The organism is Agromyces protaetiae, assembly GCF_004135405.1.
In the GTDB taxonomy this organism is placed as follows: Bacteria; Actinomycetota; Actinomycetes; order Actinomycetales; family Microbacteriaceae; genus Agromyces; species Agromyces protaetiae.
In genome coordinates, this window is the sequence record NZ_CP035491.1 from 622,691 (window position 1) to 643,047 (window position 20,357).

Annotated in this window: 22 protein-coding genes; 11 read left to right on the forward strand and 11 right to left on the reverse strand. The window is 70.1% G+C overall.

Annotated features, from left to right (window positions below; all coding sequences use genetic code 11):
• Positions 1-14 precede the first annotated feature (14 nt).
• Complete coding sequence (locus ET445_RS02835; RefSeq protein ID WP_129188652.1) at positions 15-374, reverse strand: DoxX family protein; 360 nt, start codon at positions 372-374, stop codon at positions 15-17.
• Between the two features lie 136 nt (positions 375-510).
• Here ET445_RS02835 and ET445_RS02840 point away from each other — a divergent pair, with 136 nt between their 5' ends.
• Positions 511-924, forward strand: coding sequence for a winged helix-turn-helix transcriptional regulator (locus ET445_RS02840; protein WP_129188654.1), 414 nt, complete (start codon positions 511-513; stop codon positions 922-924).
• An 11-nt stretch (positions 925-935) separates the two neighbouring features.
• Here ET445_RS02840 and ET445_RS02845 read toward each other — a convergent pair whose 3' ends face one another.
• Positions 936-1,298, reverse strand: coding sequence for a hypothetical protein (locus ET445_RS02845; protein WP_129188656.1), 363 nt, complete (start codon positions 1,296-1,298; stop codon positions 936-938).
• 68 nt (positions 1,299-1,366) lie between these two features.
• On the opposite strand from ET445_RS02845, the gene ET445_RS02850 reads away from it, so the two are divergent.
• Complete coding sequence (locus ET445_RS02850; RefSeq protein WP_165314276.1) at positions 1,367-1,876, forward strand: SRPBCC family protein; 510 nt, start codon at positions 1,367-1,369, stop codon at positions 1,874-1,876.
• A gap of 4 nt (positions 1,877-1,880) precedes the next feature.
• Complete coding sequence (locus ET445_RS02855; RefSeq protein ID WP_129188660.1) at positions 1,881-3,032, forward strand: AI-2E family transporter; 1,152 nt, start codon at positions 1,881-1,883, stop codon at positions 3,030-3,032.
• A 101-nt stretch (positions 3,033-3,133) separates the two neighbouring features.
• On the opposite strand, the gene ET445_RS02860 is transcribed toward ET445_RS02855, so the two are convergent.
• Positions 3,134-4,585: a DHA2 family efflux MFS transporter permease subunit gene (locus ET445_RS02860; protein ID WP_129188662.1), complete on the reverse strand. Its 1,452-nt coding sequence runs from the start codon at positions 4,583-4,585 to the stop codon at positions 3,134-3,136.
• A gap of 104 nt (positions 4,586-4,689) precedes the next feature.
• Between ET445_RS02860 and ET445_RS02865 the strand changes: the two genes are divergently transcribed.
• The gene (locus ET445_RS02865) at positions 4,690-5,307 is read left to right on the forward strand and encodes a TetR/AcrR family transcriptional regulator (protein WP_165314277.1); all 618 of its coding nucleotides are present in this window, start codon (positions 4,690-4,692) and stop codon (positions 5,305-5,307) included.
• 12 nt (positions 5,308-5,319) lie between these two features.
• On the opposite strand, the gene ET445_RS02870 is transcribed toward ET445_RS02865, so the two are convergent.
• The 4 genes from ET445_RS02870 to ET445_RS02885 form a co-directional block, all read right to left on the reverse strand.
• Positions 5,320-5,889, reverse strand: a complete 570-nt coding sequence (locus ET445_RS02870) for an acyl-CoA thioesterase (RefSeq protein WP_129192378.1) — start codon at positions 5,887-5,889, stop codon at positions 5,320-5,322.
• A 131-nt stretch (positions 5,890-6,020) separates the two neighbouring features.
• A complete protein-coding gene (locus tag ET445_RS02875; RefSeq protein WP_129188666.1) occupies positions 6,021-7,913 on the reverse strand; it encodes a hypothetical protein in 1,893 nt (630 codons plus the stop codon).
• Positions 7,865-9,079, reverse strand: a complete 1,215-nt coding sequence (locus tag ET445_RS02880; protein WP_165314278.1) for a carboxypeptidase-like regulatory domain-containing protein — start codon at positions 9,077-9,079, stop codon at positions 7,865-7,867. Before ET445_RS02880 ends, ET445_RS02875 begins: the two co-directional genes overlap by 49 nt.
• Before the next feature lie 136 nt (positions 9,080-9,215).
• On the reverse strand, positions 9,216-10,361 hold the full coding sequence (locus tag ET445_RS02885) for a bifunctional 2-methylcitrate synthase/citrate synthase (RefSeq protein WP_129188669.1): 1,146 nt from the start codon (positions 10,359-10,361) through the stop codon (positions 9,216-9,218).
• Between the two features lie 318 nt (positions 10,362-10,679).
• On the opposite strand from ET445_RS02885, the gene ET445_RS02890 reads away from it, so the two are divergent.
• Positions 10,680-11,600, forward strand: a complete 921-nt coding sequence (locus tag ET445_RS02890) for a hypothetical protein (RefSeq protein ID WP_129188671.1) — start codon at positions 10,680-10,682, stop codon at positions 11,598-11,600.
• 99 nt (positions 11,601-11,699) lie between these two features.
• Here the strand turns inward: ET445_RS02890 and prpB are convergent, their stop codons facing one another.
• Together prpB and ET445_RS02900 are read right to left on the reverse strand one after the other, a co-directional pair.
• Positions 11,700-12,599, reverse strand: a complete 900-nt coding sequence (prpB, locus tag ET445_RS02895; protein WP_129188673.1) for a methylisocitrate lyase — start codon at positions 12,597-12,599, stop codon at positions 11,700-11,702.
• Entirely contained in the window at positions 12,599-14,137 is a 1,539-nt protein-coding gene (locus ET445_RS02900) for an MmgE/PrpD family protein (RefSeq protein WP_129188675.1), read from the reverse strand. Before ET445_RS02900 ends, prpB begins: the two co-directional genes overlap by 1 nt.
• A gap of 114 nt (positions 14,138-14,251) precedes the next feature.
• Here ET445_RS02900 and ET445_RS02905 point away from each other — a divergent pair, with 114 nt between their 5' ends.
• Together ET445_RS02905 and sufU are read left to right on the forward strand one after the other, a co-directional pair.
• Positions 14,252-15,568, forward strand: coding sequence for an aminotransferase class V-fold PLP-dependent enzyme (locus tag ET445_RS02905; protein ID WP_424922874.1), 1,317 nt, complete (start codon positions 14,252-14,254; stop codon positions 15,566-15,568).
• Positions 15,565-16,014: a Fe-S cluster assembly sulfur transfer protein SufU gene (sufU, locus tag ET445_RS02910; RefSeq protein WP_129188680.1), complete on the forward strand. Its 450-nt coding sequence runs from the start codon at positions 15,565-15,567 to the stop codon at positions 16,012-16,014. Before ET445_RS02905 ends, sufU begins: the two co-directional genes overlap by 4 nt.
• Before the next feature lie 10 nt (positions 16,015-16,024).
• On the opposite strand, the gene ET445_RS02915 is transcribed toward sufU, so the two are convergent.
• Positions 16,025-17,128 (reverse strand): enoyl-CoA hydratase/isomerase family protein, encoded by a 1,104-nt coding sequence (locus tag ET445_RS02915; protein ID WP_129188682.1) that lies wholly within the window; start codon positions 17,126-17,128, stop codon positions 16,025-16,027.
• 32 nt (positions 17,129-17,160) lie between these two features.
• On the opposite strand from ET445_RS02915, the gene ET445_RS02920 reads away from it, so the two are divergent.
• The 4 genes from ET445_RS02920 to trhO all read left to right on the forward strand — a co-directional run bounded on the left by ET445_RS02920 (position 17,161) and on the right by trhO (position 19,654).
• Complete coding sequence (locus ET445_RS02920; protein ID WP_129188684.1) at positions 17,161-17,802, forward strand: LysE family translocator; 642 nt, start codon at positions 17,161-17,163, stop codon at positions 17,800-17,802.
• An 80-nt stretch (positions 17,803-17,882) separates the two neighbouring features.
• Positions 17,883-18,593 carry a siderophore-interacting protein gene (locus ET445_RS02925; RefSeq protein WP_341769732.1) on the forward strand — a complete coding sequence of 237 codons (711 nt, stop codon included), beginning with the start codon at positions 17,883-17,885 and terminating at the stop codon, positions 18,591-18,593.
• Entirely contained in the window at positions 18,590-18,700 is a 111-nt protein-coding gene (locus ET445_RS18410) for a hypothetical protein (RefSeq protein WP_341769733.1), read from the forward strand. Before ET445_RS02925 ends, ET445_RS18410 begins: the two co-directional genes overlap by 4 nt.
• A 60-nt stretch (positions 18,701-18,760) precedes the next feature.
• Positions 18,761-19,654: an oxygen-dependent tRNA uridine(34) hydroxylase TrhO gene (gene trhO, locus ET445_RS02930; RefSeq protein WP_129188685.1), complete on the forward strand. Its 894-nt coding sequence runs from the start codon at positions 18,761-18,763 to the stop codon at positions 19,652-19,654.
• A 119-nt stretch (positions 19,655-19,773) separates the two neighbouring features.
• Here the strand turns inward: trhO and ET445_RS02935 are convergent, their stop codons facing one another.
• Positions 19,774-20,307, reverse strand: coding sequence for a YbhB/YbcL family Raf kinase inhibitor-like protein (locus ET445_RS02935; RefSeq protein ID WP_129188687.1), 534 nt, complete (start codon positions 20,305-20,307; stop codon positions 19,774-19,776).
• Between the last annotated feature and the right edge of the window lie 50 nt (positions 20,308-20,357).

A 20,357-nucleotide genomic window follows, 5' to 3' on the forward strand; every position in this document is an offset into this window, starting at 1 on the left:
GGGGAGTCGCGCGGTCAGCCGAAGATGATCCAGCCCGAGCCGACGACGGCCGCGAACACGCCGAGGACGGCGGCGGGCACGAACGGCTCCTTGCGGCGCACGTGGATCGCGACGCCCACGATCATCGTGACGACGAGCGCGAACGCGGCGACGGGCGTGAGCCACGGCAGGACGCCCGTCGCGGCGGGCAGGACGAGCCCGAGCGCGCCGAGCACTTCGAGGACGCCGACGACGCGGGCCTGCCCGTCCGACAGGTCTTCCATGTACGCCATCTTGGGCAGGAGCTTCTCGCGCGGCGTGGACGCCTTCATGAAGCCGGCGGCGAGGAAGGCGAGGGCGAGGAGCGCGGTGGCGATCCAGAGCACGATGATCATGGGGTACTCCAGGGATGTTTCGGGTCAGTCGGTTACGATCAGTGCGTCAGGCACGATCAGTGACTCTATGTCACGGATGCCTCGCACTTCACCGTGCGTCACGCACCTCCAGGTGCGTATCGCGAAAGGACGCCCCATGACTCTGACGGATGCCTCGCGCCACCCCTTCTCCGACCACCCGCATGCCCCCGCCTCGACGTGCAGCGCGGAGCATCCCGAGAGCACCGTCATCCGCGACGTCCTCTCGCGACTCGGCGACAAGTGGAGCCTCCTCGTCATCGGACTCCTGCACGACCGGTCACTGCGCTTCACCGAGCTGCAGCGCCGCATCGACGGCATCTCGCACCGCATGCTCACCCAGACGCTCCGCAGCCTCGAGCGCGACGGGCTCGTCTCGCGCACGAGCTATCCCGAGATCCCGCCGCGCGTCGAGTACGCGGCGACCCCGCTCGGCCGCTCGCTCGCCGAGCCCGTGCTCGGCCTCGTCGGCTGGGCCGCCGAGCACCATGCCGAGATCGACGCGGCGCGCGAGGCCTACGACGGCGCCTGAGCGCGAGGAGCTCAGAAGACGAACACCTGCCCGAGCACGACGATCGCGACGACGAAGAGGGCGACGATCGCTCCCACGACGATGATGCTCCGCGCCGAGAGTTTCGCGACCGCGAACCCGACGAGGAACGGCAGCGCTGCGAGCAGCAACGTCACGATCCACCAGAACGCGACGTAGCCTCCGGGGTCCATCTCCGAAAGCCGTTCGCCGAAGAGCTGTTGCGACCGCGGATGCGTCGCGAACGAGAACGACGCCGACAGCGGAACCGCGATGAGCGCCGCGACGATCACCCCCGCGAGCGCGCCCCACAGCCCCGTCTTGCTCTCGACGACGCCACCCTGATCCGACCCGACTTGCTTGCCGCCCGAAGCCATGCCCCGACTCTAGCCCTGCCATGCACGACGGGATTAGCCTGAGAGCCACGGACGACTGGGGGGTCACGATGGGTGCGAAACCGACCGGGCACTACCTGCTGAAGGCCGACGGCCTGTACCTCCAGTTCGACCGGCTGTTCCGTGCGCCGATCGAGGACGTCTGGTTCAGCCTGACGAACCCGGGCTTCCTCGAGCGCTGGATCGGCACCTACACGGGTCTGCCGTCGACGGGAGCGGTGCGGTTCAAGATGACGGCCGAAGACCCGGATGCCCCGTGGATGAACGTTTCCATTCTCGAGTGCGAAGCGCCGCACCGTTTCAGCCTCGACATCGGCGAGATGCCCGATTCGATGCGCCTCTCGGCCCACCTCCTCGAGGCCGGCGGCATGACGACGCTTTCGTTCGCGCACCGGCTCCACGACGCCAAGCAGGCCGTCGAGTACGGGCCGGGGTGGGACTACTACCTCGACCGGCTCGACGCCGCGCGCGAAGACCGCCCCTTGCCCGACTGGGAGGCGTACGCCTCGGCGTTCGATCGCCACTACAAAGAACTCCACGTTCCCGATGCCGTCAGCTGATCCCGTGGACTCCGCCCCCCAGCACGACGCCGACCCCGCCGAGCACGACGCCCCCGCGCCCGCCTCAGCACCCGCGCCGGCGCCCGCACCCGCGCCCGATGAGCCGCACCGATCGCTCTTCGCCCACCGGCCGCTCCAGTGGGGGTTCGTGGTCACGCTCGGCGTGCTGCTCGCGCTCGCCGTCGGCATCGCGTTCGTCAATCTGCAGTCGGTCGTGCTGTCGGTGTTCATCGCGGCGTTCGTGGCGCTCGGGCTCGACCCGCTCATCCGGTGGTTCCAGCGGCGCGGACTCCGCCGGGGCACGGCGATCGTCGTCGTCATCCTGCTGTTCGTCGCCGTCGTCATCGGGATCATCTGGATCGTCATCCCGCCGGTCGTGAATCAGGCGTTCGGGCTCGTGCAGTCGATCCCCGAGCTCGTGAACCGCGTCGAGGCATCCGGATGGTTCGACAGCGCGAACGCCGCAACCAACGGGCTGCTCGGCAACCTCGTGACCGGCCTCGAGGGCATCATCACCGACCCGAACCTGTGGGCGACGATCGGCGGCAACGCGCTCGCCTTCGGCGCGTCGGTCATCAACGCGGTCTCGACGGGGTTCTTCGTCGTCGTGCTGTCGATCTACTTCATCGCGACGCTCGACTCCATCAAGCAGGCCTGCTACTCGCTCGTGAAGGCGTCGCACCGTGAGACGATCTCGGGCTACGCCGAGCGGATCATGCAATCGGTCGGCAAGTACCTGAGCGGCATGGTCGTGCTCGCCTTCATGAACGCCGTGTTCTCGACGATCCTGCTCGCGATCGTAGGCGTGCCGTTCGCGCTCGTCATCGGCGTCGTCGCGCTCTTCGTGACCCTGATCCCGCTCATCGGAACCGTGCTCACGACCATCCTCATGACGATCGTGTCGCTCTTCGTCTCGCCCGTCGCGGCGCTCATCGTGCTCGCGATCATGCTCGTCTACATGCAGGTCGAGGCGTACGTGTTCACCCCGCGGATCATGGGCAAGGCCGTGCAGGTGCCGGGCACGATCGTCCTCATCTCCGCCCTCGCGGGCGGCACCCTGCTCGGGCTCCTCGGCGCGCTCGTCGCGATCCCGATCTCGGCGGGCATCCTGCTCATCATCCGCGAGGTCGTGATCCCGCGGCAGGCGCGGGCGTAACCGCCCGCCCCTCCCCACCGCTGGTCGAGTAGCGACGAAGAAGCGTATCGAGACCCCTCGCGAGGCCTCGATTCGCTTCGCTACTCGACCCGCGGCACGCGCTACTCGACGAGCGCGAGCTCAGGCGCGGCGGGCGACCCCGTGACCTCCGAACCCCGCGCCCCGCGCACCGCCCGCTCCGACCTCCCGGCCGGGAGGAAGAACGCGGCCACGAGGGCGAGGACGATCGCGGCGGCGCCGACGAACACGGCCGGCACCGCGGCATCCACATAGCCGGTCGGCGTGAGCTCGCCGCCCGCGCCCGCGAAGACGGCCGTGAGCACGGCGACGCCGAGTGCGACGCCGACCTCGCGAAGCGTCGAGTTCGTGCCCGTCGCCTTCGCGTGGTCGTCTTCGGGCATCGACGCGAGCACGGCCGTCGCCATGGGGGCGAAGACGAGCCCCATGCCGACACCGGCGAGGATGAACGGCGGCACGAGCGTCGCGTACGCGACGTCGGCGGTCATGACCGAGCCGAGCCACACGAGCGACACGGCCTGCAGGGAGAGCCCGACGACGATGAGCGCCCGAGTGCCGACGCGCGGAGCGATCAGGCCCGCGAGCGGTGCGATGAACATGGGCGCGATGGTCCAGGGCGTCGTCTGGACACCGGCCTCGAGCGGGCTCGCGCCCTGCACGACCTGGAGGAACTGCACGAGGATGAACACGACCCCGAACATGCCGAAGCTGAATCCGAAGCCCGTGAGGTTCGCGACCGTGAACCCGCGATCGCGGAAAAGCCGGAGCGGCAGGAGTGGGGCCGCGGAGCGGCGCTCCCACAGGACGAACGCGACGAGGAGCGCGGCGCCCGCGATGAGCGAGGCGAGCACCTCGAACGAGTCCCAGCCGGCGTCGTTGCCGCGCACGATGCCGTAGACGACGCCGAGCACGCCGAGGCCCGCGAGCACGACGCCCGGCAGGTCGAGGCGCACGCGCGCGCCGAACGTGTTGGGCAGTGCGGCAAGGGCGAGCGGGATCGCGATGACGCCGAGCGGCACGTTGAGCCAGAAGATCGCCTGCCAGTTCCAGCCCTCGACGATGGCGCCGCCGATGAGCGGGCCGAGCGCGACGCCGAGGCCCGAGACGCCGCCCCAGATGCCGATGGCGGCGGGGCGGAGGCGGGCGGGCACGGCTCCGGCGAGGAGCGCGAGCGAGAGCGGCATGACGGCCGCGGCGCCGACGCCCTGCACTGCGCGGCTCACGATGACCATCCACGACTCGGTGCTGACGGCCGCGCCGATCGACGCGAGGGTGAAGACGGCGATGCCCGTGACGAACACCGTGCGGCGGCCGAGCCGGTCGCCGAGGGCCGCGGCCACGAGGATGAAGCCCGCAAAGGCGAGGGTGAAGGCGTTGACGAACCACTGGAGTTCTTCGATGGATGCCCCGAGGTCGGCGCTCATGGCCGGCAGGGCGTTCGTGATGACGAGGTTGTCGAGCGTCGCCATGAACATCGGCAGGGATGCCGCGACGACGGCGAGCCACACCGGAGTGCGGCGTGCGGTGGCTGACATTGGTCTCCCCTTCGGGGCTTCGACGGACGATGCGAATGCATGTGGTAATCGACTGATTACTAGAACACCGGCCAATGTAGTAATCGGCTGATAACATGTCAAGCGTGCAGACGAAATCCGATCGGATCCCCGCGGCCGAGCGGCGCGAGCTGATCCTCGACGCCGCCACCCAGGTCTTCGGCGAGCTCGGCTACGCGGGCGCCACGACCGACCGCGTCGCACGCGCCGCAGGCATCAGCCAGCCCTACGTCGTGCGCATGTTCGGCACGAAAGAGCAGCTCTTCATCGAGGTGCTCGAGCGTTCGACCGCGCAGATCCTCGCAACCTTCGACGCCGAGATCGCCGCCTACGACGCGGCCTCACCCGACGACCGCACAGGCTACGGCCAGTCGCTCCAGGCCCGGCTCGGCGGCGCGTACACCCGGCTCGTGCAGACGCACCGAGGCATCCTTCTCGCCCTCATGCAGGGCTTCCTGCTCGGCCACGACTCGGGCATCGGCCCCGTCGCGCGCGAATGCTTCATGCGCGTCTACGACCGCCTGCGCGACGTCATGGACGCCCAGGGCACCATGGACTTCATGGCGCAGGGCATGCTCATCAACACCCTCATCGCCTCGGGGCTCACCGCGCGGGTGCGGACCGACAGCAAAGTCGGCGAACTCTTCGAATGCGCCTTCGGCGACAAGGCGAAGCTCGTCGTCGCGAGCGTCGAAGGCGACTGAGGGCCCGCGGCCTCAGTTCCAGACCGACGGCGCCTCGGCACGCTGCGGCGGCAGGGCGACGTCGACGCCCCAGCGCTCGATCCAGTCGGGCAGGCCCATGCCCGCGGGATCGGCCCCGAACGCCTCGTTGAGCTCGGCGGTCGACACCGTGCCGCCCGCCCGCCGCAGGAACCGGCCGCGGATGAACGCCTGCGCGTAGATCTCGGGCTCCTTGCCCCCTGAGCCCTTCGAAGGGCGCACGAGCCGGTGCTCGAGGTAGACCGACTTCTCGTCGAATCCGAGCGTGCGCGTCTCGATCTCGAACCGCTGCCACAGCTTGAGCGACTTCCGGAACGTGATGGTCTCGCTCGCGACGACGGGGTACCAGCCCTTGTCCATCATGATCTTCCAGACCCCGTTGCGGACGAGCATGTCGAACCGCGCGACATCCATGATCGACAGGTACACGCCGTTGTTCATGTGCATGTTGATGTCGAGGTCGGTCGGCAGCGTCACGAAGCGCGTGCGCGCGACATCCCAGTGGCCGAGGTCGGGCTTGCGCTTCGACAGGAAGAGGATGTGAAGCAGCGTACGGAAGAGCATGTGCACGCGTTGACTGTACGAGGCATCCGTGAATCCGGATCGATCGTTGGCGGAACACCACAAGAACGCGGGCGGATGTCTCGCGCGCACGTTGTGCGCATCGACGAATGCCCTCCGGGGTCTCCGGTTCGCTACTGCGCGACCTTCGCCGTCCCGACGCTCGGCTTCGTCACCGACGTGAAGCCCGGCAGGCTCGCCGTGACCCGCACCTTGACGACCTTGTTGCGATCGGCGGCCGTGAGCGTGTACTGCGCGGCGGTGGCGCCCGCGATCGGGTCGCCCGCCCGCAGCCACTCGTACGAGAGGTCGGGCACGAGCCCCGTGACCGTCGACCACTGGCCGCCGTCGGTCGTGAGGGTCTGTCCGACCTGTGCCGCGCCCGTGATCGTCGGCACCGCGTCGCTCGTGATCTTGCCCGGCAGGATCGCCGTGGACGGCTCGCTGTCGAGCGTGACCGACTCGTACCCCGGCCTGCTGCCCGTGACCCGCACGGTGAGGGTCGCGCCGACGTCGTCGGGAGACAGCTCGTACTCGGCTCCGTTCTGCCCCGTCGCTTCGCCGTCGCGGAACCACTCGTAGGCGAAGTCGGTGGTTCCGGCCGGCTTCCAGGTGCCCGTCGTGACCGTGAGCGGGTTGCCGTTCGCGTAGCGGAACGGCCCCTTGACCTTCGGCACGGGCGTCTGCGTGAACGCGCCGATCGCGACCTCGTCGGTCTCGTCGCTCACCTGGTAACCCGTCGAGTACCCCGGCTTCACGACCGTGACGGCGAACGACAGACGGCTGCCGGCATCCGCGCCCGTGAGCTTGTACGTGCGCTTCGTGGCGTCGGCGATCGGCACGCCGTCGCGCAGCCATTGGAAGCTCTTCGTGTTCGCACCGGGCCGCCAGGTCGGGATCGTCGCCGTGAGCGACGCCCCCGGCACGAGGTCGCCCGCGATCGTCGGCACGCCCTGCTCGAGCCAGGGCGCGAACGGCGACGGCCCGACCTCGACCGGCGGAGTCTCGGCGTCCTCGCGGAAGAGCCCGAACAGGATGTAGCTCGTGAAGTGCGCCGTGAGCGCCTTGCCCTCCGCCGTCGGCGGGATCACGAGCGACTTCGACGCTGCCCCGGGGATCGGCACCCCGTCGGCACGCCACGACACCTTCGTCATATGCAGGTCGTAGTCGCGGATGCGCTGGATGAGCACGGGGTCTTCGCCCTCGCCGCCGAGACTCGGCGTCGGCACGAGCTCGACCGGGAGGTCCACCGCCGCCTCGCCTTGGATCGTGCCACGGTCGCCCGGCTCGGTCGTGCCGAAGTCCTCGGTCGTGAAGTTCGCCGTGACGCCCACGTAGTGGAGGCCCGCCTCGGTCACCGTGATGGTCTTCGCCGCCGACCGCTCCGTCTCCATCGGCCACCACTGCGACACGGTCTCCTGGTAGGGGCTGCCGACCTCGGGCGAGACCGTGCGGTCGCCCGTGAGGCGCACCTGGTAATCGCCAGGCGCGAGCCCGTCGACCGAGATGACGCCCGACGGTCCCGCGACGCCCGAGGCCACCACGTCGTCGGAGCCGACCGGGAAGACCTCCATCGTCGCGCCCACGTCGAGCGGCGCGATGACCGCCGTGACCGCATCGTCGGAGTCGCTGAACACGCCGCCGAGCAGCGAACTCGTCTCGGGGAAGATCGGGACCACGCCGTGCCCCGGCTCGGCGACGCCCTCGTCCGACACATGCACGATCGAGGCATCCTCGAACTCTCGGAACGCATGCGGTCCCGAGTGAGCGAACATCTCCAAGATCTCGTCGTTCGTCGTCGGGAGCAGGTCGACCCACCACCCGGCCGACCCGTCGCCGAGCACCGCCCGCAGGCGGTAGTCGCCGGGCGGCAGCTCGACGGTCGCGGCACCGCCGAAGATCGACCCCGTCTGGAGCTCGCCCTCGTCGAAGACCTCGACGGGCGCGCTCGCATCGTCGGCGGCGTACGCCTCGATCGTCACGTGCTCGACCGAGTTCTCGTCGAACAGTCGCTGGTCGCCGCGCACGACGAGGAGCGAGACGGATGCCTCGGGGGCTCGGGTTCTTCGGGGAGTTCGGCGACGATCTTCAGGGCTTGGGAGCGCAGCGGAGGCGCAGCGTACCCGTTCTTGAGCGGAGTGCAGATCGCGTAGATCTCGCCGGTCAAGCCGACCGGAATCGTGAACTGAGTTCCATACCCGTAGGGCCCGACCGCGCTCGCCCACTCGCAGCGGATCTCATCCGGCGTCGGCTCCCAGAGACCGGGATCGACCTCGAAGCCTTGGCCGACTGTCGCATAGCCGCCGTTCGCGGGCACACCGACGAGGTTCGGCCGGGCCATCGCCTCCCATTGCGACGCGCGTACGGCGTCGGCGCGGTACTCGGCCCAGTTCTCGACATGCTCGTCGTCGACCCAGAACTCATCAGCGCCGAGCGGCCCTTCGACCCCGAAGGTCGCATGGAGCGTCTCGCCTTCGTACCAGCTGTGGTAGGCGCCGGCCCAGGCATCCGGGTACGTGCCTGTCGGATCGGTGAAGTGCACCCGGTAGATTCCTGGGGCGACTCGCAAGCCCCACGTGCCGTCGGGCGTGGTGTGGGTCGTGTAGGCGGGCGCGGAGTCCGTAGGCGCCGTTGCGAGGTGGAGATCGACGCGAATGCCCGCGAGGACCTCGCGGGTTTCCCGCACCGAGGCATACCCTCGCAGCGGGATGTCCACGCCCCATACCCACGTCGCTAGACCGGTCACAGCCGGCATGCCGCCGATCGTGAAGACCTCGGCCTCCCGGTCGTTTCTTCCCCCGACCCACGTCGTGCGGTACTCGGCTGCCGAGAACCGCACCCGGTAGTCTGCGGCGGGCAGCCCGGAGAACTCCCAGCCGCCGTCGGAGTCGGTCGTCGTCGTGACCATCGATGGGCAGAAGAACCATCCGCATGTCGTCGGGATCGCGTCGACAGTCACCCCCTCGGCAGGCGGCCCGTCGGGACCTTCGATCGTCACGACCCCGCTGAGCGTGTCGTCGGCCGGCTCGTCTGCCCACGCGGGGCTTCCGCCCGCGACGGCGGTCGCGACGAGCGCGAACACCGCGACGATCGCGACCGTAGGCCTCGAGCGCTTCGGATGCCCCGGGCTCGCCGCCTGCGGCTCGCCGCCCTCGCCTCCCGGCGCGGCCGTCCGGGGCGTGAGCGGGCGCATGTGACGAGCGGATGCACGCATGGGATCCTCCGAAGGAGGCCCCGGTCGGGCGTCGGGCCACGTCGACCGCTGAGCGGACAGTACTCCGAGGCATCCGACCGCCGTGGCCCCCGAAGAGGGGCGAAATGGGAGCGCTCTACTCGACGGGCTCGCGCGCCGGCACCTCGCGCCGCTCGACGCCGTCGTAGACCGAAAGCGGGCGGATGAGCGCGTTCGAGGCGCGCTGCTCCATGATGTGCGCCGTCCAGCCGACGACGCGCGACGCGACGAAGATCGGCGTGAACTGGTCGGTGTCGAATCCGATGAGGTTGTACGCCGGACCCGACGGGTAGTCGAGGTTCGGGTAGATGCCCTTGCGTGCGATGAACTCGTTCGCGAGCGCGTCGTAGAGGTCGAGCACGTCGGGGCGGTCGTAGTGCGCGACGAGCTGGTCGAGCGCGAGCTTCATCGTCGGCACGCGCGAGTCGCCGTGCTTGTAGACCCGGTGCCCGAAGCCCATGATCTTGCGCTTCTCGGCGAGCGCCGCATCGAGCCACGGGCCGACCGCCTCGGCCGTGCCGATCTCGGCGAACGTGTGCATGACGGCCTCGTTCGCGCCGCCGTGCAGCGGTCCCTTGAGCGCGCCGATCGCGCCGACGACGGCCGAGCCGAGATCGGAGAGCGTCGAGGTGATGACGCGGGCCGTGAACGTCGACGCGTTGAACGAGTGTTCGGCGTAGAGGATCATCGACACGTCGAACGCGTCGACGACCTCGAGCTCGGGTGCTTCGTCGAAGGTCATGAAGAGGAAGTTCGCGGAGTAGCCGAGGTCGTCGCGCGGCTCGACGAGTTCGAGCCCGCGGCGGCGGCGCTGGTCGTAGGCGACGACGGCGGGGAACGCCGCGAAGAGACGCTTCGCCTTGCGGAGTTCGGCGTCGGCCGAGTCATCCGCCACTTCTGGATCGCGCGCCGCGATGACGGATGCCGCGGTGCGGATCACGTCCATCGGGTGCGCCGTGAGCGGCAGTTCGTCGATGACCTTCTTGACGACGTGGTCGAGGGCGCGGTGCGCGCGCTCGAACTGCTCGAACTCGGCGAGCTGCTCGTCGTCGGGAAGCTCGCCGTGCCACAGCAGGTAGGCGACCTCTTCGAACGTGACCGCGCCGGCGAGGTCTTGCACGGGGTAGCCGCGGTAGAGCAACGAGTTCGACGCGGGATCGACCTTCGAGATCGCCGTGTAGTCGACGGGCACACCGGCCAGTCCCTTGTAGATCTCAGGCTGTGCCGCCTGCTGCTCGGCCATGCGCGCTCCTCGTGGGATGTCTCTCACGGCGCGTCGTCGCACCGGGACTTCCACCCTATGCCCCTGTGCCGGCCTTCCCCGCCCCGGCCCTGTCCCCGGCCCGATTCGCGCGAGGACGCCAACCTGGTGAACTCGCCACAGGATTCGCCAGGTTCGCGTCCTCACAGTCATAGTCGGCTTGGGGATGGCTCCTCCACACTGGGGCCGGGTCGGTGCGAGTCCACCGAGCGCCGGCGAACACGTGGCGTATTCGGCCCCGCAGGGTTGGGTCGACGGATGGCCCGGCCCGCGAATCCTCTCCCCCGCAACCTCCCCGACGTGTTCACTGTCCGATCGGCACTCAGCCTCGGAGCATCCGAAGATCGACTGCGTGCGCGCGACCTCGATCGCAGCATCCGCGGCGTCCGCATGCCGGTGGATGCCACGCTCACGATGCGACTCGACGCGGCATTCCTCGCCGTGCCGAGCGCGTTCGCTTGCGGTCCCACCGCTGCGCACATTCATGGGCTACCTCTGCCGTTCCGGGTCGCGCCCGGCGCAGGAGCGATCGACATCGCCATCGCCGGACCGGGTCGCGCAGTGCGCCGACGCAGGTTCCGGGCGCGAAGCCTCCGGGTCCGTCCGGGCGATGTGGTCGTCGTGGGTCGGATACCGACGTTGTCGGTCGAACGCGCGTGGTGCGACCTCACGAGGTGGTGCTCGGTTCCCGAACTCGTCGCGGGCGCCGACCACGCGATCCGGATGCGTCTGACTACGCTGCCTCGACTCGTCGAAGCGGTCGATCGGCTTCCCGACCAGCGAGGCACCGCGAAGCTCCGCGCAGCGCTGGAGCTCGTGGACCCTGCGTCCGAGTCGCCGAAGGAGTCTGAGACACGAGCGCTCGTCGTGCTCGCGGGTCTGCCGACACCGCGTGTCAACGTGACGATCCACGATGAGCGCGGCCTCTTCGTGGCACGGGTCGACCAGTTCTTCGAGGACTTCGGCGAAGTGCTCGAGTACCAGGGCGACCATCACCGCACCGATCAGCGTCAGTGGCGTCGGGATCGCACCCGCGAGTCCGAGCTCGAATCGCTCGGCCTGCACGTCACCGAGGTGACCGAGGCCGACCTGCGCCGTCCGGTCGAGCTGGTCGAACGCGTCGCCCGCAATCTCGCCCGTCGCGGGTGGCGCGGTGAGATCCGCCTCTCGAGGTGGTTCCCTCGTACTCCGCCGGTGGCCCTCCAGCGTCGGTCGCCGTGAGGACGCCAGTCGGGGGAACCGGCGGCCGGGTTTCCCGGGTTGGCGTCCTCACTCAGTTGGAGGGTGGGGATGCGGCGCGGCGGGCGCCCCGCCTGCCGCCTACTTCTCGACGGTGAAGTTGAAGATGCCCGAGTCGAACCGGTTGTAGCCCTCGTAGTCGATGAGCTCGTACAGGTCGGCGCGGTGCTGCATCTCGCCGAGCTTGGGCTCGAGAGAGCCGGAAGAGATGAGCTCATCGAGCCCGCGCCCCGCGGCGCCCATCGCGAGACGCAGGAGCGAGACGGGCCAGATGACGAGGTTCATGCCGATGTCGGCGAGCTGCTCGACCGTGAAGAGGTCGCTCTTGCCGAACTCGGTCATGTTGGCGAGGAGCGGCACGTCGACCGCGGCCCGCACCGCTTCGAACTCGGAGAGGTCGCGCATCGCCTCGGGGAAGATCGCGTCAGCGCCGGCATCCACGAGCTTCTTGATGCGATCGATCGCCGCATCCAAGCCCTCGACCGCGCGGATGTCGGTGCGCGCCATGATGAGGAAGTTCTCATCGCGACGCGAGTCGACGGCGGCGCGGATGCGCTGGAGCGCCGTCTGCTCGTCGACGACCTGCTTGCCGTCGAGGTGCCCGCAGCGTTTCGGGTTCACCTGGTCCTCGATGTGGAGGCCTGCGAGGCCGGCGTCTTCCATCTCTTGCACGGTGCGGGCGACGTTCATGGGCTCGCCGAAGCCCGTGTCGGCATCGACGATCGCGGGCAGGTCGGTCATGCGCGCGATCTGCTTCGCCCGGCCCGCGACCTCGGTGAGGGTCGTGAGACCGATGTCGGGCAGCCCGAGGTCGGCCGAGAGCACGGCACCCGAGATGTAGACGCCCTCGAACCCCTTCTGCTCGATGAGCCGCGCCGACAGCGGGTTGAACGCGCCGGGGAAGCGCTGCAGCTCGCCGGAGGCGAGGGCGGCGCGGAAGTCGGCGCGCTTCTGCGCCGGGGTCTTCTTGGAGTAGAGCATCAGAACAATCCGGTCGGAACGTCGACACCCACGAGCGCACCCGGGGCGGCGGTGAAGGTGAGGCCCACGAGCTCGTCGGGGCCGAGTTCGGGCAGGCGCTGCGCGACGTCGAGGAACCGCTCGATCTCATCGGGCTCGAGCGCCCACTCGGCGAGCGTGCGGAACTTCTGCACGTACTGCTTACGTCCGAAGGGCCGGGCACCGAGCGGGTGCGCGTCGGCGACGGCGATCTCGTCGACGATCTCGCCGCCGTCGGCGAGCGTGATGACGACCTTGCCGCCGAACGCCTTCTCGCTCATGTCGAGCGAGTGGTACCGGCGCGTCCACTCGGGGTCTTCGACGGTCGTGACCTTGTTCCACAGCGCGATCGTGTCGGGTCGGTGCGCACGCTCGGGCGAGTACGACGTCTCGTGGTCCCACGCGCCGTCTTGGAGGGCGACCGTGAAAATGTAGGGGATCGAGTGGTCGAGGGTCTCGCGCGAGGCATCCGCGTCGTACTTCTGCGGGTCGTTCGCGCCCGAGCCGATGACGTAGTGCGTGTGGTGCGACGTGTGCAGCACGATCGACTCGATGCGCGACGGGTCGTCGAGGATGAGCGGGTACTCGTCGTGGAGCTTGCGCGCGAGGTCGATCCAGGCCTGCGCCTGGTACTCGGCCGAGTGCTCTTTCGTGTACGAGTCGAGGATGGCGCGCTTGGCTTCGCCGAGGTCGGGCAGCGGCACTTCATAGGATGCCTCGGGCCCGCCGAGAAGCCAGGCGATCACGCCGTCCTCGCCCTCGTAGATCGGCACTGGGCTCGTCTCGCCGCGGAGTGCGCGGTCGACCGCCTCGACGGCCATCTTGCCGGCGAAGGCGGGAGCGTGCGCCTTCCACGTCGAGATCTCGCCCTTGCGCGACTGGCGCGTGGCGGTGGTCGTGTGGAGGGCCTGGCCGATAGCCTGGAAGATCGTCTCCTGGTCGAGCCCGAGGAGCGTGCCGATGCCGGCCGCCGCGCTCGGCCCGAGGTGGGCGACGTGGTCGATTTTGTGCTCGTGCAGGCTGATGCCCTTGGCGAGGTCGATCTGGATCTCGTAGCCCGTCGCGATGCCGCGCACGAGGTCGCGGCCCGTGAGGCCGCGCGACGCGGCGAGGTGCTGGGCGACGGCGAGGATCGGCGGGATGTTGTCGCCGGGGTGCGAGTACTCCTTCGCGAGGAAGGTGTCGTGGAAGTCGAGTTCGCGCACGGCGACGCCGTTGGCCCACGCGGCCCACTCGGGCGAGGTGCGGCGGCCCTGGTCGGCGCCGAACACGGTGGCGCCGTCGCCGCCGATCGACACGGGGTGCGAGAGGGCCTGGCTGCGGGCCGAGACGACGGGCTTGCGCGCGATGGAGGCCGCGGCGACGGCGGCGTTGTCGATGACGCGGTTGACGACCATGTCGACGACCTCGTCGTCGAGTTCGACCGGGTCGGTCGCGATACCCGCGAGCTGCCAGGCCAGCTGTCCTTCGCGGACCAGGTTCTCATCGCTTCGGTGCGTACGCAGGTGGTGGGTCTTCACCCGCCCAACGCTACCGGTTGCGGCTTGCAACTGCCCGTGAAGGGCCGGGCGGATGCCTCCCGCCGGGCGTTCTCCGGGCGTTCTCCGGGCGGTAGCGGCGGGAACCGTGGGACGATGGAGGGGATGACTTCCATCGGCTCCGACTCGGTGGGCGGCCGCTCGGTCGCCGACATCCGAAACGACTTCCCGTACTTCTCCGCAGGCGCGAGCCCCGCGGCATCCGTCGCCTACCTCGACTCGGCCGCGACCTCGCAGCGCCCGCGGCAGGTGCTCGACGCCGAACGCGACTACCTCGAACACCATCTCGCGGCCGTGCACCGTGGCGCGAGCGCCGCGGTCGGCGAGTCGACGACCCGGTTCGAAGACGCGCGTGAGACCGTTGCGCGGTTCGTCGGCGCGGGCGACCGCGAGATCGTGTGGGCCGAGAACGCGACCGATGCGCTCAACATCGTCGCGCTCGGCATGGCCGACGCCGCTGCCGGATTGGGCGCCCCCGAGGCATCCCGGTTCGTGCTCGGCCCGGGCGACGAGATCGTCGTGACCGAGGCCGAGCATCACGCGAATCTCATCCCGTGGCAGCGACTCGCGAAGCGCACGGGCGCGACGCTCGTGCCCGTCAGGGTCGACGAACACGGCCTATGGTCGCTCGATGCGATGGCGGCGGCGATCACGTCGCGCACGAAGGTCGTCGCGTTCGCCGAGGTGTCGAACGTCACGGGGTATCTCGCCCCGGTTCAGGATGTCGCGGAGCTCGCCCACCGGGTCGGGGCCCTCGTCGTGCTCGACGCGTGCCAGTCGGTGCCGCACCGGCCCGTCGACTTCGGCGCCTCCGGCGTCGACTTCGCGGCGTTCTCGGGGCACAAGATGCTCGGCCCGAACGGCATCGGCGTGCTCTACGGCCGCGCCGAACTCCTCGACGCGCTGCCTCCGGCCCGCACGGGCGGGTCGACGATCACGACGGTGACGCTTGAGGAGGCGAACTTCCTTCCGGCGCCGCAGCGGTTCGAGGCGGGCACGCAGCCCGTGTCCCAGGTCATCGCCCTCGGCGAGGCCGTGCGCTACCTCGACGCGATCGGCATGGACGCCCTCGCCGCCCACGAGCAGGCGTTCGCCGACCGCGTGACCGACGCCGTCGCCGCCCTGCCGGGGGTGCGCATCGTCGGACCTCGCCCCGGCGAGCCGCGCGCGGGTCTCGTGTCGGTCGCGGTCGACGGCGTGCACGCACACGACGTCGGGCAGGTGCTCGATGATGCGGGCGTCATCGTGCGCGTCGGCCACCACTGTGCGCAGCCGCTCCACCGGGCGCTCGGCCTCACCGCCACGACGCGCGCGTCGTCGCACGTCTACACGACGACCGACGAGGCCGACCGGTTCGTCGACGCGCTCTCGGGCGTGCGCAAGTTCTTCGGTCTCGAAGGGAAGGCCTCGTGAGCAACCTCGAGAACCTGTATCAAGAGATCATCGTCGACCACTCGCGGGCCCGGCACGGCGAGGGCACGCTCGAGGGCCCGCACTTCTCGCACCACGAGTTGAACCCGACGTGCGGCGACGAGATCACCGTGCGCGTGCGGCTCGACGCCTCCGGCGAGCGCGTCGAAGCCCTCGCGTGGGAAGGTCAGGGCTGCAGCATCTCGATGGCGTCGGCGTCGGTGCTCTCCGACCTCGTCGCCGGCGCGAGCGTCGACGACGCGCTCGCCCTCGCGGGCGCGTTCCGCGAGATGCTGCGGTCGAAGGGCGAGGGCGAGCCCGACGAAGACCTGCTGGGCGACGCGATCGCGTTCCACGGGGTCTCGAAGTACGTCATGCGAGTCAAGTGCGCGATGCTCTCGTGGGTCGCGCTCGAAGCGGCCGTCGGCCAGGCGCGCGCAGCGCGCTGAGCGGCGCCCGCTATCCGAACACGGGCGCGTAGCGCCGGTCGTCGAGCGCACGCGCGGCGAGTCCGGCAGGCACGTCTGCGATCTTCGGCGGCGTCCACTTCGGGCTGCGGTCCTTGTCGATCACCTGGGCGCGGATGCCCTCACGGAGATCGGGCTGTTCGAGGAACCACGCGACCGCGCGGAACTCCTGCTCCAACGCGTCTTCGAGGCGCGGCAGCGTGCGAGCACGGCGCACCGCCTCGAGGGCGATCGTGAGCGAGGTCGGCGAGAGCGTCTCGAGCTCGGCCGCGGCGGCGGCCGCGTGGGCGGATGCCTCGGGGTCGAGGTTCACGGACTCGGCGAGCCCCGCGTCATCCCACCGGCCGTCGGCGACGGCACGCAGGCGCGCGACGATCTCGGCGACCGTGGGGGCCGAGTAGCACGCGTCGATCCAGCCGCGCGCGAGCGCGAGCGGCGACGGGTCGGGCGTCTCGTCGAAGAGCATGACGATCTCGGCTGGGCTGCCCGGGTCGGCGCGTTCATGGAGCGCCTGCACAAGGTGCGGCAGCCGCTCGCTCGGCACGAACGCGTCGGCGAATCCGGCATAGAGCGCGTCCGAGGCATCCATGACCCTCGAATTGAGCGCGAGGTGCACGCCCAACTCACCCGGCGCCTTGCCGAGCAGCCACGTGCCGCCGACATCGGGTGTGAAGCCGATGCGCGTCTCGGGCATCGCGAGCCGCGACCGCTCGGTCACGACGCGGATCGCGGCATGCCCCGAGAGGCCGATGCCGCCGCCCATCGTGATGCCGTCCATGATCGCGACGACGGGCTTCGGGAAGCGTGCGATCGCGGCGTCGAGCCGATACTCCGTGCGGAAGAACTGATGCGCGGTCTCGTGCTCGTCGGCCGTCACGTAGCCGTAGAGCTCGCGGATGTCTCCGCCCGCGCAGAAGCCGCGGTCGCCCGCGCCGTCGAGGACGACGAGCCCCACCTCGGTGTCGGTGCGCCACGCGTCGAAGACGGCCGCGAGCTCGCGGATCATCTCGTAGCTCAGGGCGTTGATCGCCTGCGGACGGTCGAGCGTGACGTGGCCGACGCCGTCGGCGACCGTCGCGGAGATGAAGTCGCTCACGCGTGCCACGGTACCGCGCGTATCCTGCCGGGATGGTGCCGCTCGCGAATCTCGGGGCTTTCATCGCCGCCTCGGTCGTGCTCATCGTCATCCCGGGGCCGAGCGTGCTGTTCGTCATCGGGCGCTCGCTCGCGCTCGGCCGTCTCGGCGGGCTGCTGTCGGTGCTCGGCAACGCGATCGGCATGATCCCGCTCGTCGCAGCCGTCGCGCTCGGCGTCGGCGCGCTCGTGGCGCAGTCGGTCGTCGTCTTCACGATCGTGAAGTTCGCGGGCGCCGCCTATCTCGTGTACCTCGGCATCCAGGCGATCCGGCATCGGGCGGATGCCTCGGCCGCCGTCTCGGGCGCCCGCACTGTCACCCGCTCGCACTGGAAACAGCTCGCAGAAGGCTTCGTCGTGGGCGTCACGAACCCCAAGACGATCGCGTTCTTCGTCGCCGTGCTGCCGCAGTTCGTGTCGCTCCGAGCGGGCGCGGTGCCCGTGCAACTGTTCGAACTCGGGGTCGTGTTCATCGCGCTCGCGCTCGTGTGCGACTCGGTGTGGGCGCTCGCGGCGAGCGGCGCGCGCGACTGGTTCGCGCGCTCGCCCAAGCGGGCCGAAGGCCTCGCCGCGACGGGCGGGGTCATGATGATCGGGCTCGGCGGGGTGCTCGCGCTGACCGGGAACACGCACTGACAGAGAAGCACCGACGGGCCGGCACCCAGGTTCGAGGAGTTAGGGTGGCCTAACCAAGATCATCTCGCACGGGAGCATCCATGCCGTTCACGCTTGCGCGCCAGCCGCGCGACCTCGTCTTCCGTCCGGCACGCCTCGCCGACCGCACCACCCTCGCCCCGCACTACGTGCGCGTGCGGCTCGAGGGCGACGCCCTCCGCGGGTTCGGCTCGCTCGGAAGCGACGACCACATCCGGGTGTTCTTCCCCGACCCCGCGGCCGCCGCCCGCGACGGAGGGGCCCCACTCGACGCCGACGCGCTCCGCGCCTTCCCGAGCCGCGAGTACACGCCGCTCGCGTGGGACGCCGACGCGGGAGTGCTCGAACTCGAGTTCGTCGTGCACGGCGACGCCGGCGTCGCGGGCCGCTGGGCGGCCGACGCCCCGCTCGGCAGCACCGTCGGCGTCGGCGGGCCGCGCGGCTCGATGGTGCTCGACGGCGAGCCCGCCGGATGGTTCCTCGCGGGCGACGAGACGGCGCTGCCCGCGATCCGCCGGTTCCTGGCGCAGTTCGCGCAGGGCGCCGACAGCGCGCCGCGCGGTCTCGTGCTCGTCGAGGTTCCGGATGCCTCGCACGAGCCGCCGCTCGAGGCGCCCGCCGGTACCGAGCTCAGGTGGGTGCACCGCGGCAGCGCCCCCGCGGGCGAAGCCCTCGCCGCCGCACTCGACGCACTCGGCCCCGCGGATCGTCCGGCCCCGAGGCATCCGCCGCCGACGTCTTCGCGTTCGTCGCCGCCGAGACCGCCGTCGTGAAGCCGGGACGCGCGCTCGTCCTCGACCGCTGGGGGCTCGACCCCGAGCATGTCGTCGTCAAGGGCTACTGGCGACGCGGCGAAGCCGAGTACCACGCGCCGCACTGAGCCGTGCGCGCGGCCCGCGCCCCGAGGCATCCGCTCAGCCCGCCCTCGTAGACTCGGCCGGTGCCGCTCGCGAAGATCCTGCTCTACTACGTGTTCACGCCGCTCGCCGACCCCGAGGCGATCCGGCTGTGGCAGCGCGACCTCGCGGAGTCGCTCGGGTTGCGCGGACGGCTGCTCATCTCGAAGGACGGCCTGAACGGCACGCTCGGCGGCGAGATGTCGGCGCTCAAACGGTACGTGCGGAAGACGCGTGAGTACGCCCCCTTCAAGCACACCGACTTCAAGTGGAGCGAGGGCACGGGCCTCGACGAGTCCGGCCGGAGCGTCGACTTCCCGAAGCTCAGCGTCAAGGTGCGCGACGAGATCGTGAGCTTCGGTGCGCCCGGCGAGCTCGTCGTCGACGCGGCGGGCGTCGTCGGGGGCGGCACGCGGCTCACCCCCGACGCGCTGCACGAACTCGTCGCCGCACGGGGCGACGAGGTGGTGTTCTTCGACGGACGGAATGCGCTCGAGGCATCCATCGGGCACTTCACGAACGCGATCGTGCCGCCCACGGACACGACGCGCGACTTCGTCGACCTGCTCGATTCAGGCGCGTACGACGACCTCAAGGGTCGCCCGGTCGTGACGTACTGCACGGGCGGCATCCGCTGCGAGGTGCTGTCGAGCCTCATGGCGAGCCGCGGCTTCGGCGAGGTCTACCAGCTCGAGGGCGGCATCGTCCGCTACGGCGAGCGCTACGGCGACGAGGGCCTGTGGGAGGGCTCGCTGTACGTGTTCGACGGGCGCGGCTCGGTCGACTTCGGCGATCACACGGCGGTCATCGGGTCGTGCGTCGCGTGCGGCGCCGCGACGAAGCGCACCGCGAACTGCCCGGATGCCTCGTGCCGCATCCAGTCCGTCGTGTGCGAGTCGTGCGACGCGGTGCCGTGCGGGGCGCACTCGCTCACCTGATCTGACGACGCCAGCGGGTTTGTCGGACATCACTCGGTTTGTCGGACGAACTCGGGCGCAAGTGTCCGACAAACGGGCACATGTCCGACAAACCGGTTGGGTGGCGGGTGAACCGGGGATCAGTCGCCCGACGCGAGCCCGACGATGATGCCGCGCGCGAGCGTGTGGAAGTGCAGGAGGAAGCCGAGGAGCGCAGGCGTGCCGTCTTCGGGCAGGTCGAGCGCTTCGACGTCGAGCGCGTGCACGACGAAGAAGTACCGGTGCACGCCCGTGCCTGCGGGCGGCGTCGGCCCGTTGTACTGGCGGTTGCGGCCCTCGTTGAGGATCGTCACGGCGCGGTTCGGCAGCTCGTACCCCGACGCCCCGGCGCCCGTCTCGAGCGACGTCACGCGCGCGGGCAGGTTCGCGACCGCCCAGTGCCACCAGCCCGACGCGGTCGGCGCATCGGGGTCGTAACAGGTCACCGCGAACGACTTCGTCTCGGGCGGGAACCCGCTCCATGAGAGCTCGGGCGAGACGTCCTCGCCGCCCGCTCCGGCGCCCCAGAAGCGCTTGGGCAGCGTCTCGCCGTCGGCGAAGTCGGTGCTCGTGACCGTGAACGTGCCGACGGGCTTCAACTCGTGCAATTGGGCATAGGGGTCGTGTGCGAACATCCGGGACCTGTCCTCTCCGAAACGATGCGCGGCGAGCGCGCGGCTCCGCC